A 12,294-nucleotide genomic window follows, 5' to 3' on the forward strand; every position below is an offset into this window, starting at 1 on the left:
TCCTACCTAAAAAACTATGGTAGAATGGCCTCTTATTTTATTTATAAGATAGTTGCTTTGTTAGGGAAATAATTTCTGCTTCCAAAGATGTAGAGCGTTTATCAAAATAGCGTATACGTTCAATACTGCGATTTTCTATATGTTTGTTTAGATCTAACATATTCACTGCATCGCTCGCAAACAGTTTTAAAGTACGAACACCAGATTCAATTTTCCGAACTTCTTTACCGTATATAAGTGCGGTATTATCTGCTGTTTTACCCTTCTTCAATTCCAGAATATTCGTATTGATAAGCTCATCAATTTGATTGTAACGTTTGATTTGTTTATCCGTCATCATTTGGATTTTTTGCTTGTATTTAACAACATCTTTATGATCTAATCCTGTTTGGACATAACTTTTTAAATATTCAACGATTGTACATAGCGTCGTCAGATTCTCTCGCTGTTCTAATAGCATTTGCTGTAGTTTTTGAATACTATCCTCATTGTGTTCAGAAGAGAATTGATGGACTGCAAACATAAACATGAAAATTCCCCCTTCTTAATACTTTCCCCTTATAATATATTTCCTATTTTCCACTAAAATTAAACCTATTTTTCTCCATGAAATGGGTCTAAATTATGACAGGGAAATTGGAAATGTAAACTTTTATTGTATCTATCACATTATTATTCATATATATCGTTATTTAGAACTATTAGCTTTTCCCGCCATTTGGATGCTTCTGCTGCGTCCGTCAACTCATAGTAACTTACAACTTTTTTTGTCGCTTCTAAATCTCCAAGTAAACTTGCCTTTTTATAGTAATGGATTGCTTTTTCGTTATCTCGGGCTACACCATAACCATGTTCATAGCAGTAGCCGATATTAAATGTTGCATCGACATGAAACTGTTCACTCGCTTTTAAAAACCACTCCAACGCTTTTTCATTATTTGGCTGTTGCCCTAGTTCTCCTGAAAAATAGATCATACCAATGCGATACATTGCCTCGACATCTTGCTGTTCTGCACTGCGAGAATAATAGGCAAAGGCCTGTGATTCATCACATTTGGTTCCTAACCCCTGTTCATACATCATTCCGAGGGTAAACATCGCTTCGGCGACACCTAAATGTGCAGCTTTCTTAAACCAGCTGAGCGCCTGTTGTTCGTCAACTGCTGTTCCCTCACCGTTCAAATACATATCTGCTAAATTATTCATTGCATCTCGTTGACCTAATTGTGCAGCACTTTTATAGAGTAAGAACGCCTGTTGCTCGCTTCCTTTTTCACCAAGCTCCTCAAAATAGCAGTTTCCCAGTTCATACATAGCTTCACTGTTTTGCCGCTCACTTGCCTTATCTAGCAAATCGTACATTTCGTCATATTGTCCAAATTCTTTATATAACAAGGCGATATTAACGATTGCCTGCTCGTCCCCTTTAAATGCCGATTCAAACTGCTCAAGCCACTTGTCCTCATGCTCTATTTCCTGTTGTTTCAGCCAGTTTCTAAATTGATTGTGCTCCATTTTTTTCACTCTTCTCTTTGCTGAAAATAATCCAGTAAATATTGTTTAAACTCGGATACTGCTGGAGGCAAATAACGGTTTTTCGCCCATGAAACGCAGACCGAACGATAGCAAGGCGGATCTAGCTTCAAACGTTTTACTTTATAATGATCAAGCCCTTTAATATTCGGTATTACGGATATACCCATTCCTGCACCGACAAATCCTGCAACTGTATGCATTTCTTCAGCAGCAAATGTTGTGTTTAACACAATTCCCCGCTCTAAAAAAAGCTCATCCACTAATTGACGGAGTGAATTCCCCTTTTTAATCGCAATAAATGGTTCATTCTTTACTTCCTCAAATTTAACAGCATCTTGCTGTGCTAAAGGATGTGTAGTCGGGACAATGACAAACAGCTCTTCCACAAATAATTCTTCTGTCTCAATTTCAATTACTCTTGATTCTATTTTTTGCGAGAGGCACAAATCGATGGCTCCTTCTTCAAGCCGCTTTAATAAGCTTAACGAAGTCGCCTGGGTTAAAGAAAATTGCATGTTCGGAAATGCCTCACTTGTAGAAGCGATCAGTTCCGGCACAATTTCCATACCGAGTGTATGAATAAAGCCAAATGACACTTCTCCAGAACCCGGTTTGATAATATCTTCAAATTCTTCTTTAATACGATCGTATTCATCCAAAATAACATTGACACTTTGCAAGAAAAGCTCGCCAAAACGGTTCAGATAGATAGATCTTCCTTCGCGGTTAAAAAGCGGTACTCCCAAATTCTGTTCAATGTTCGCAATGGACTTACTTAACGCCGGTTGGGAAATCGCTAAAACTTCTGCCGCACGTGTCATATGTTGCATTGTAGCAACGGTTTTGAAATATTGAAGCTGTTCAATCTCCATTTTATATACCTCACATCATTCATAACTTTTTTGCATCAAAACAATAAAAATAATAAATTGTACTTATATATTTATACCTTTATAATAGTCGATAACAACAGCTTTTCATAACAAAATTATTTTTAAATTTCAAGAGTTTTTTTGAAGTTTTATAAAATTGACATAAAAAAAGGGGTCTAATTGACAATGAAACTCATCGCGCCGAAACCTTTTACAATTGAATCCGGGAAACGTGCTGTTTTATTACTGCATGGCTTTACCGGCAATACAAATGATGTAAAACGTTTAGGAAAATATTTAGCGGATCGTAACTATACAGTACATGCACCATTATATAAAGGCCATGGTGGTGGCCCTGACTTATTAATTCAATCACAACCCGCTGAATGGTGGGACAGTGTTATAGAAGGCTACGATGAATTGCGTAATCGTGGCTACGATGAAATTGCGGTAGCAGGTGTTTCTCTTGGCGGCATCTTCTCTTTAAAGCTTGGTGAAGAACGTCCGACAAAAGCGATTGTTACAATGTCTGCTCCAGCAACGGCAAAATCAACAGATAGTTTACAAAATCGAATTATTGACTATGCTATTAACTATAAAAAGTTATCAGGCACTTATGACGAAACAGTTGATAGTCGTAATAAAATTGCTGAACTTGTGAAAATGCCTTCATTAAACTATTTACAGAATATGATTAATGAAACAAGCGAAAAACTAAATGTTATCAAAACACCGGTCCACATTTTACGTGGTTTGGAAGATGATGAATATTATTGTGAAAGTGCCGACCTAATTTATAGTTCAGTAAATTCACGAATTAAATCAGTTAAAACTTTCATTAATTCCGGACATATATTAACATTAGGTAAAGAACGTGAATTAGTGTTTGAAGAAATTTACCGTTTCTTTGAAGGGTTAAAGTGGAAAGAATAATCATTAGCCCACTTTAGCTTATACATGACTTTGTGTCCCCTTGCAAAAATCCCCGTTTTTGCAATGATATAGACGAGTTTGCTTTTGTTTACTCGTCAGCAAAAAACGAGCGTTAAATGGATCCCCGTCCATTTAACGCTTGTTTTTTTATTTTTCATTTATTGCAAGCACTAAAATTTTCGCCACTTGAGCACGTGTAACATTACCTTTAGGTGAAAATGTTGTAGCACTTGTTCCCTGCACTACGCCCGTATCATATAAAAAAGTAATTGCTAACTGCGCTTCACGGTCATAGTTCGCAATATCATGAAAAGGTGCCTGTTTTGCAGGAACATACTGTTGCCCAGCTTGAACAGTTGAAAGACGCATTAAAATCAATGCTAACTGTGAACGTGTAATTTTACCTTGCGGATTAAAATACCCGTTATTTTCTTTGATTAAGCCAGCTTCATATGCAGCGGCAATTCCATTTTGTGTTTGCTGTGCATAATGACTAATATCTTTAAAAGGGGCTTTGTTTGTTGCAGTTAATCCAAAGGCCCGTGAAATGACAGATATTACTTGAGCACGCGTCATGTTGGCATTCGGCTGGAATGTACCATCCTCATACCCATTCATAATACCTTTTGCATAGGCAACATCAATATAATCTTTGCCCCAATGGTTTTGAATATCAGTAAATGGCGCTTTAACGATCTCGCTTTCCGTAGTACCTTCTTCTGAGTTTTTAATCAATGCATTCAAATAATCTTTCATCATCGCATCCGCTACGACTTGATAACCCGCTTCACTTAAATGAATATTTTTAGGGTTCGGTAAATAAGTTTTTGCATCCGTAGCGATCTGTGCAGCTACTCCAGTAAAAATGCCACCATTATTTTCTACAATACTCTTCATTGAATTATTCAAAGTCGTTACTAGCATGCTTAGCTGTTTTTGAATTGCCGGATCTTCGATATAAGGAAACGGATTGTAAAGTCCCATCACAATCATCTCAACTTCGGGATTAATTTTATAAATGCTGTCAAAAATCTTTTTATAATTCACCGATACATCCTGAATGCTCTTAATAACACCTGCAGTATCAAAGCTAAATTCACCGGATTCAGATCGATTTACATTTTTCAAAATATCATTTGCTCCAACACTCAATGTAATTAAGTCTGCCTGTTGTATTGCATCTTTGATTGCTACTGTCTTTTGCGAAACCCCATTTAAATCGTAAATAGGTTTAGTGACGTTTTCTTCAATATCCTTTAACACATCGACTGTTGTAAATCCTGGATAAGAAAACCCTTTATTGAATATTACTTCACTTTTCTGCTCTTGATAACTTTTAGCAAGTAAGTCTGCATAACCAAAACCAATCTCACCGTTTTCATTCATTCCCGCTGCCAGCGAGTCACCAAGTGCTACATAATATAGCGACTTACTTTCTTCTGCCTGCACTATATTTGTTAATGGTAAAACGAGTTGTAAAACCAGTACGAATGTCAGTAAAACCGAAAACTTCTTCATCCAATTCCCCCTTATTTTGGAACCTTTCCATATTATAATTTATCGATTATTAAAATACAAAACAATATAAAAAATCGGCTGTTTTGCTCTAATAAACAAAACAACCGATTATATTATAAAAACAATCTATACGTTACTTAAAGGAATTACATCATCCCCGGCATACCCATGCCGCCCATGTCCGGCATACCGCTGCCTGCTGGTTCTGGGATGTCTGCAACTACTGCTTCTGTCGTTAAGAATAGTGAAGCTACTGACGCTGCATTTTGTAATGCTGAACGTGTTACTTTTGCTGGGTCAACTACGCCTGCATCAACCATGTTTACCCACTCGCCTGTTGCCGCGTTGAAGCCAATACCTACTTCTTCACGTTTTAAACGGTCAACGATAATTGAACCTTCTAAACCAGCGTTTTCAGCAATTTGACGAACTGGTTCTTCTAATGCACGTAAAATAATGCGTACACCAGTTGCTACATCGCCTTCTACTTGATCCAATACTTTTTCAACTGCCGCGTATACATTGAGAAGTGCTGTACCACCACCTGATACGATACCTTCTTCTACCGCTGCACGAGTTGAGTTCAAAGCGTCTTCAATACGTAATTTACGTTCTTTTAATTCTGTTTCTGTTGCAGCACCAACTTTAATAACTGCAACACCACCAGCTAATTTAGCTAAGCGTTCTTGTAATTTTTCTTTGTCAAATTCTGATGCTGTTTCAGCAAGTTGTGCACGGATTTGATTAACGCGACCAGCTACTGCATCTGTGTTACCAGCACCTTCAACAATTGTTGTGTTATCTTTTGATACGATAACTTTAGCAGCACGACCTAAAGATGATAAATCAGCTGATTTTAAATCTAAACCTAGATCTTGTGTAATTACTTGACCACCAGTTAATACGGCAATATCTTCTAACATCGCTTTACGACGGTCACCAAAGCCTGGAGCTTTAACTGCTACAGCGTTGAAAGTACCACGTAATTTATTTACTACTAATGTCGCAAGTGCTTCCCCTTCAACATCTTCAGCAATAATTAAAATTGGGCGACCTTGTTGAACAACTTGTTCTAATACCGGTAAAATCTCCTGAATATTTGAGATTTTTTTATCTGTAATTAAAATGAATGGGTTATCAAGTACCGCTTCCATTTTATCGGTATCAGTTACCATGTAGTGTGATGCATAACCACGGTCAAATTGCATACCTTCTACTACATCTAGTTCTGTTGTAAAGCCTTTTGATTCTTCAATTGTAATAACTCCATCGTTTCCTACGCGCTCCATCGCATCTGCAATGTATTGACCGATTTCATCATCTGCTGATGAGATTGCCGCTACTTGTGCGATTGATTCTTTGTTTTCAACTGGACGTGAAATAGCTTGAAGCTCTGTTAATGCAGCAGCAACCGCTTTGTCCATACCTTTACGAATACCTACCGGGTTAGCACCAGCTGTTACGTTTTTAAGTCCTTCACGAATCATCGCTTGCGCAAGTACTGTTGCTGTTGTTGTACCGTCCCCTGCGATTTCGTTCGTTTTAGAAGCTACTTCCGCTACTAATTTAGCGCCCATATTTTCATAAGCGTTTTCTAATTCAATTTCTTTTGCGATAGATACACCGTCATTTGTAATAAGTGGAGAACCGAATTTTTTCTCTAAAACAACGTTACGCCCTTTAGGTCCTAAAGTTACTTTTACAGCGTTAGCTAACTTATCTACACCAGCCGCCATTAATGAACGTGCTTCTTCTGAAAACTTAATATCTTTTGACATAATTCATTTTCCTCCTAAAATTTACGATCTATTTTTTTGATTTATTGTTTATGAAGATGTGCAGCTAGCAAAGGTTAGTATGTATAACTAGCTGCAGTTTTCTTTTGATTTTGTAATTATCCGACAATTGCAAGTACATCGCTCTCACGTAGGATTAAATATTCTACGCCGTCGTACTTAACTTCCGTACCAGAGAATTTAGAGAAGATAATTTCGTCGCCTTCCTTTACGTCAAGCTCAAGACGAGTGCCGTTGTCAAGAACACGACCTGTACCTACTGCCACAACTTTACCAGTTTGTGGTTTTTCTTTTGCTGAGTCGGGTAAAACAATACCAAATGCTGTTTTTTCCTCTACCTCAACAAGTTCGATAATGATGCGATCTCCTAATGGTCTTAACAATTGAAACAACCTCCTAAAAAATTTTCTATTTTTAGCACTCTCATTTGTCGAGTGCTAACACATTTATTAGTTTAAAGAATTCCATATTTTTTTGCAAGTATGTGCACCAAAAAATTTTGATTTATTGGCAAATTCCTCTACAATAATGTTAAATGTATAACAGTGGGGCATTCATAAGAGCCCATAGTAAATTCTATAATAGAAGATACAGCATTCCTCATGGATTTCGGGGGTGTGTAATTCTACTAGTCTGTAAGAGAAAGAAGGTTTTTCATTCGTGACTTCCCGTTCATCAGATAAGTTCAAAACACAGAAGACCGCATTTTATGTGTTAATAACTTATATCATCTGTCAGTTATCAGTCTTATTACTTATATTCATTCCCGGCTTAAAAGATTCCCTTTTACAACTATTTTCTGGTATATCTGAGCAGGATAAACTTATAAAATTATCTGCTTGGTGGTCAACTATATCATTTGCGGTTGCTTTTATAGTGAGTTTTATATTAATCTCCCGCAATAAGCAATTCTGGGAAGTGTTTAAAGGAGAAAAAGCTTCAATTGGGGCTTCTATCGGTTGGGGGATCATCGGTTTCTTCTTAGTCTTTTTAGGGCAGACAATCGGCGCCTACATCGAGCTTGCTTTAGGAATTGATATGGGCTCGGAAAATACCGAAGCAATTATGGATGTCACAAAGGTAGCACCGATTATGATTATTGCTACTGTCTTTTTAGGACCGATCTTGGAAGAGCTTGTATTCCGCCGTGTCATTTTCGGATCGATTATACAAAACTATAATTTCTGGATTGCGAGCATAATTAGTGCAATTGTATTTGCTGCGATCCATATGGATTTTACGCATATTTTATTGTATACGATTTGCGGTATGATCTTCGCATTTTTATATCATAAAACAAAGCGTCTTCTCACACCGATTATCGCGCATGTCCTATTGAACGGTTTCGTCACATTTATCCAAATGAATGCCGATAAGTTTCAAGTATAACTTTTGCCCGCTATGTAAAATAGCGGGTTTTTTATTTCCCCATATGAAAATAAAAAAACGCTACCTCGTTCGATAGCGTTACCTTAACTATTATTCATCTGTTCCATTTGCCTGCGCTGCATTTCAAGTAGTTCCTCCACTTGCAGTTCACGTTCACGTTCTTCTTCTGCTAATATGCGTTCTTTTTCAGCCACTTCATATTTTCGATAACCGAGACGTGCAATGACAATACTCAATTCATATAAAACAAATAGCGGAATCGCAATAATGATATTTGATACTAAATCAGGCGGTGCCAGCAATACCGAAATTACGATTAACACAAAATACGCATATTTCCGAAATTTCACCATAAGCTTCGGATTGATGATTCCGAGACGTGAAAGAAACAGTGTAACAACAGGCAATTGAAACAGCATCGCAAAGGGTACAATTAATTTAATTAGAAATGAGAAGAATTCATTAATACCGATTGTTTGCGTAATATTCAAATCATTGGATAAATCCGTCATAAAGCGCATTATAAATGGAAATAACACATAATAAGCAAAGGCTATTCCCCCTATACACAGTACAAAAGCATACGGAATATATTTCAATGTTGCCTTACGTTCAGCCTCATGCAAACCAGGTGTTATAAACGCCCATAGCTGGTAAAGCAATAATGGCGATACAATAACGGCTGCTACAATAAATGTAACTTGTAAATAAACGGTTAAAGGATCTGCCGGACTAAATGCGTTCATCGAAAAACTGGCAGCTAAATCACTGCGTTGAATGTATCGAATAAGTGGTTTCGCCGTATAGAAACCGATGAAAAGAGCCATCACGAAGAAAATTGCTACGAAAAATAGGCGTTTTCTAAGCTCTTCCATATGTTCAACTACGGTTAATTCTCTTGAATTCATAGCAAGACATCCTTATTTTACTTAACTTCGTTTTTTTCGTTCTCTTTATGTTCAATCACTTTTTTCTTTGTATCGAAATCGTCATCGTCATCCGTCAAGCCTTTCGTAGCGCTACGGAATTCACGTAAAGTTGTCCCCATCGCACGGCCTAATGATGGCAATTTTTTGGGACCGAATATTAACAAAGCAATCAGTCCAATGATAATCAGGCTCACAGGTGTAATCGCATTTAGATGTACAATCACTATAGCCACCTCCTCTATTATTATGTATATTTTACATTAATTAACTAGAATTTGCTATTTATAGTAATGAACATTTTGTTACTTACCTGAGTTTCGCACTAAATACGTAAGTGCCTGTAATTCTACCGATAGATCAATGTTCATCACTTTAATTGTGTCAGGAACAGATAATCGTACTGGTGTGAAATTTAATATACCTTTTGCATTTATTTTAACGAGTCGGTCTGTCATCATTTGTGCTGAGCGGGATGAAACTGTCAATATTGCTAACTCCGCGCCAAATTCCTCATACATTTCTTCCAAACGATCTGGATGGAATACTGGAATATCACTAATCGTTGTTCCTTCCATCGGTGCCTTCGTATCAAATGCAACAACGATACGCGTATTATGATTTTTTTGGAAGTTATATTTTAGTAAGCCATTCCCCAGATTCCCGACTCCTATTAATGCAACATTCATCGCCTCGTCCTGGTCCAGAGTCTGACGGAAAAATTCGAGTAAATACTGGACATCATATCCATATCCCTTTTTACCGAGTGCTCCAAAATAAGAAAAGTCACGTCGAATCGTAGCCGAATCTATTTTCATCGCATCACTTAATTCCTGTGAAGAAATACGCTTTTTACCTTCAGTTGCGAAGTTTTTCAAAAATCGATAATAAAGAGGAAGTCTTTTTGTTGTTGCTTGTGGAATTTTTACTTCTTGTTTCACACATTCTCCTCCTATGTACATTTGGAAATCTTTCTCAAATAATGCCTCCATAAATGACCTACATGATTTAATCACGTAGTTGTCGCCAAGCGATATGTCACGCTTAACATGAACCCCACTCTTTGTGCAGAAGCAAGTTAATCTTACTAAACAAGGAGCGACAAGTAAAGTATCCATCGTTGCGTACAATGTTCCCATCCATTAAACTAAATAGGAGAAACTGAGGTGTAAACATGATTGTCTTACAAGTAAATCAATTATATAAATCCTTTATTACAGATGAAATATTAAGCGGTGTAAAACTAGAAGTACAGCACCGTGATCGTGTGGCATTAGTAGGACGAAACGGTGCCGGCAAGTCCACGCTATTAAAAATAATTGCCGGACAAATGAGCTATGACTCTGGTGAAATTATTATTCCAAAAGATATTCAAGTCGGCTATTTAGAACAGCATGCAGGCATCGACTCTGAACTTTCGATTTGGGACGAAATGATGACAATTTTCGCAAACTTGCAAAACCAGGAACAAACGCTGCGTCAACTTGAACAGCAAATGGCCGATCCTGCAATATATGAAGATAGCGAACAATATACACGCATTATGGCGGAGTATGATCAGTTGCAGCATGATTTCAAAGATGCAGGCGGTTATCAGTATGAAGCCGATACCCGCTCTGTTTTACATGGGATGCAATTTTTCCCTGAAGATTATCAAAAGCCGATTCGCTCTCTATCCGGCGGACAACGGACTCGCCTAGCCCTCGCTAAGCTTCTTTTGTCAAAGCCCGATCTCCTTATTTTAGATGAGCCGACCAACCATCTGGATATTGAAACACTGTCATGGCTGGAAGGCTATTTAAAAGGTTATGATGGCGCGATTTTAATCGTTTCGCATGACCGTTATTTCTTAGATCAGGTCGTGTCGATTGTTTACGAAGTGTCCCGTACAAAAGTGTCGAAGTATGTAGGGAACTACAGTGCCTATTTAGATGAAAAGGCAAAAAACTATGAACGTGATTTAAAAATGTATGAGCGTCAAATGGATGAAAAGGCCAAGCTCGAAACATTTATCCAAAAAAACCTTGCCCGAGCTTCAACTACAAAAATGGCCCAGTCACGTCGCAAAGTGCTGGAGAAGACAAGTTGGATGGAATCTCCTGATGGCGATGAAAAGAGTGCCAACTTCGGCTTTACAATTGAGCGCCAAAGCGGAAATGACGTGCTGTCGGTGGATAATTTAACGATCGGTTTTACGGACAAGGCTATTTCCAAAAATATTGGGATGCGCGTCTTTAGAGAAGATCGTATTGCACTTGTTGGTCCAAACGGTGTTGGGAAATCTACCTTATTGAAAACAATCGTTAAAGATATCGAGGAACTGGCCGGGGATATCCGTTACGGTACGAATGTTCAAATCGGTTATTATGATCAGGAGCAGGCGAAACTTCATTCGAATAAATCTGTTCTTAGTGAGCTTTGGGATGAATGGCCATTACTGAATGAAAAGGATATCCGCAACATTTTAGGTCGCTTCCTATTTAGTGGAGATGACGTATCAAAAACAGTAAACTCCCTATCAGGTGGAGAAAAGGCGCGACTTGCACTTGCGAAGTTAATGATGCAAAAATCAAATTTCCTAGTACTTGATGAGCCGACAAACCATTTAGACTTGGACAGTAAAGAAATATTGGAAAATGCCTTAATCGATTATCCCGGTACACTACTATTCGTCTCGCATGACCGTTATTTCATCAACCGTATCGCTACTAAAGTCGTTGAACTCTCAGGCTCAGGTTCGTTTGAGTATTTAGGTGACTATGATTATTATGTGGAAAAGAAAGAGGAGCTTGAAGAATTAGCTGCAATGAAAGCCGCAGCAATTGAAAAAAATACGGCTGAAACGACTGTTCAAACAAAGACTACATCGATGATCGACAAGGACGCGAAAAAAAGAGAACGTCAAATTCGTCGTGCAATTGAAGATATCGAAAAGCAGATGGGCGCTTTAGATGAAAAAATCGCCATCTTCGAAGAACAACTATGTGATCCTGACGTTTATTCAGACCATGAAAAAACATTAACAATTCAGTCTGAACTGAATGATGTAAAAGAACAGCATGAAGTATTTGAAATGGAATGGCTTGAACTAAACGAAGAGCTTGAACTGCTATAATTAAAGGAGTGTCCATCAACATATGGACACTCCTTTTTTATATGTGCATGGAAAGTCTGTGTCTACAGAAACATATTTGTTGTATTGCTATTGTATAATATTAAATCTTTCTATCATCCTATCTACATAATAATCATATATATAGGTCAATACGCCAAATTTCTACAAATTTCTCCACAATTTTATTCACAATACAAATCTAGTAGTAT

Annotated in this window: 12 protein-coding genes; 3 read left to right on the forward strand and 9 right to left on the reverse strand. The window is 37.6% G+C overall.

The window, feature by feature from the left end; translation table 11 throughout:
• Window positions 1-37: 37 nt before the first annotated feature.
• The 3 genes from AC0VXV_RS18315 to AC0VXV_RS18325 form a co-directional block, all read right to left on the reverse strand.
• On the reverse strand, window positions 38-529 hold the full coding sequence (locus AC0VXV_RS18315; protein WP_475529592.1) for a chemotaxis protein: 492 nt from the start codon (window positions 527-529) through the stop codon (window positions 38-40).
• A 143-nt stretch (window positions 530-672) separates the two neighbouring features.
• Window positions 673-1,515, reverse strand: coding sequence for a tetratricopeptide repeat protein (locus tag AC0VXV_RS18320; protein WP_475529593.1), 843 nt, complete (start codon window positions 1,513-1,515; stop codon window positions 673-675).
• Window positions 1,516-1,520: 5 nt separating this feature from the next.
• Window positions 1,521-2,408: a LysR family transcriptional regulator gene (locus AC0VXV_RS18325; RefSeq protein ID WP_475529594.1), complete on the reverse strand. Its 888-nt coding sequence runs from the start codon at window positions 2,406-2,408 to the stop codon at window positions 1,521-1,523.
• A gap of 186 nt (window positions 2,409-2,594) precedes the next feature.
• Here AC0VXV_RS18325 and AC0VXV_RS18330 point away from each other — a divergent pair, with 186 nt between their 5' ends.
• On the forward strand, window positions 2,595-3,341 hold the full coding sequence (locus tag AC0VXV_RS18330) for an alpha/beta hydrolase (RefSeq protein ID WP_079523184.1): 747 nt from the start codon (window positions 2,595-2,597) through the stop codon (window positions 3,339-3,341).
• 147 nt (window positions 3,342-3,488) lie between these two features.
• Here the strand turns inward: AC0VXV_RS18330 and AC0VXV_RS18335 are convergent, their stop codons facing one another.
• From AC0VXV_RS18335 to groES, 3 genes are all read right to left on the reverse strand, one after another.
• Entirely contained in the window at window positions 3,489-4,859 is a 1,371-nt protein-coding gene (locus AC0VXV_RS18335; protein WP_475529595.1) for an S-layer homology domain-containing protein, read from the reverse strand.
• Between the two features lie 146 nt (window positions 4,860-5,005).
• Entirely contained in the window at window positions 5,006-6,637 is a 1,632-nt protein-coding gene (gene groL / locus AC0VXV_RS18340) for a chaperonin GroEL (protein WP_079523186.1), read from the reverse strand.
• Window positions 6,638-6,753: 116 nt separating this feature from the next.
• Window positions 6,754-7,038, reverse strand: coding sequence for a co-chaperone GroES (groES, locus tag AC0VXV_RS18345; RefSeq protein WP_008408486.1), 285 nt, complete (start codon window positions 7,036-7,038; stop codon window positions 6,754-6,756).
• 493 nt (window positions 7,039-7,531) lie between these two features.
• On the opposite strand from groES, the gene AC0VXV_RS18350 reads away from it, so the two are divergent.
• Window positions 7,532-8,044 carry a CPBP family intramembrane glutamic endopeptidase gene (locus tag AC0VXV_RS18350; RefSeq protein WP_254865206.1) on the forward strand — a complete coding sequence of 171 codons (513 nt, stop codon included), beginning with the start codon at window positions 7,532-7,534 and terminating at the stop codon, window positions 8,042-8,044.
• A gap of 83 nt (window positions 8,045-8,127) precedes the next feature.
• On the opposite strand, the gene tatC is transcribed toward AC0VXV_RS18350, so the two are convergent.
• From tatC to AC0VXV_RS18365, 3 genes are all read right to left on the reverse strand, one after another.
• Complete coding sequence (tatC, locus tag AC0VXV_RS18355; protein WP_475529596.1) at window positions 8,128-8,952, reverse strand: twin-arginine translocase subunit TatC; 825 nt, start codon at window positions 8,950-8,952, stop codon at window positions 8,128-8,130.
• 17 nt (window positions 8,953-8,969) lie between these two features.
• Window positions 8,970-9,197, reverse strand: coding sequence for a twin-arginine translocase TatA/TatE family subunit (gene tatA / locus AC0VXV_RS18360; protein WP_008408483.1), 228 nt, complete (start codon window positions 9,195-9,197; stop codon window positions 8,970-8,972).
• Between the two features lie 78 nt (window positions 9,198-9,275).
• A complete protein-coding gene (locus tag AC0VXV_RS18365; RefSeq protein ID WP_079523189.1) occupies window positions 9,276-9,911 on the reverse strand; it encodes a redox-sensing transcriptional repressor Rex in 636 nt (211 codons plus the stop codon).
• A 233-nt stretch (window positions 9,912-10,144) separates the two neighbouring features.
• On the opposite strand from AC0VXV_RS18365, the gene AC0VXV_RS18370 reads away from it, so the two are divergent.
• Window positions 10,145-12,085 carry an ABC-F family ATP-binding cassette domain-containing protein gene (locus AC0VXV_RS18370; RefSeq protein ID WP_475529597.1) on the forward strand — a complete coding sequence of 647 codons (1,941 nt, stop codon included), beginning with the start codon at window positions 10,145-10,147 and terminating at the stop codon, window positions 12,083-12,085.
• The last annotated feature ends 209 nt before the right edge of the window (window positions 12,086-12,294 follow it).

This window comes from Solibacillus sp. iso_87 (assembly GCF_056173085.1).

What these genes read in the sequence shown, in the direction of transcription:
- AC0VXV_RS18315 (WP_475529592.1), bottom strand. Translation starts at nt 529, where the DNA reads ATGTTTATGTTTGCAGTCCATCAATTCTCTTCTGAACACAATGAGGAT.
- AC0VXV_RS18320 (WP_475529593.1), bottom strand. Translation starts at nt 1,515, where the DNA reads ATGGAGCACAATCAATTTAGAAACTGGCTGAAACAACAGGAAATAGAG.
- AC0VXV_RS18325 (WP_475529594.1), bottom strand. Translation starts at nt 2,408, where the DNA reads ATGGAGATTGAACAGCTTCAATATTTCAAAACCGTTGCTACAATGCAA.
- AC0VXV_RS18330 (WP_079523184.1), top strand. Translation starts at nt 2,595, where the DNA reads ATGAAACTCATCGCGCCGAAACCTTTTACAATTGAATCCGGGAAACGT.
- AC0VXV_RS18335 (WP_475529595.1), bottom strand. Translation starts at nt 4,859, where the DNA reads ATGAAGAAGTTTTCGGTTTTACTGACATTCGTACTGGTTTTACAACTC.
- groL (WP_079523186.1), bottom strand. Translation starts at nt 6,637, where the DNA reads ATGTCAAAAGATATTAAGTTTTCAGAAGAAGCACGTTCATTAATGGCG.
- tatC (WP_475529596.1), bottom strand. Translation starts at nt 8,952, where the DNA reads ATGAATTCAAGAGAATTAACCGTAGTTGAACATATGGAAGAGCTTAGA.
- AC0VXV_RS18370 (WP_475529597.1), top strand. Translation starts at nt 10,145, where the DNA reads ATGATTGTCTTACAAGTAAATCAATTATATAAATCCTTTATTACAGAT.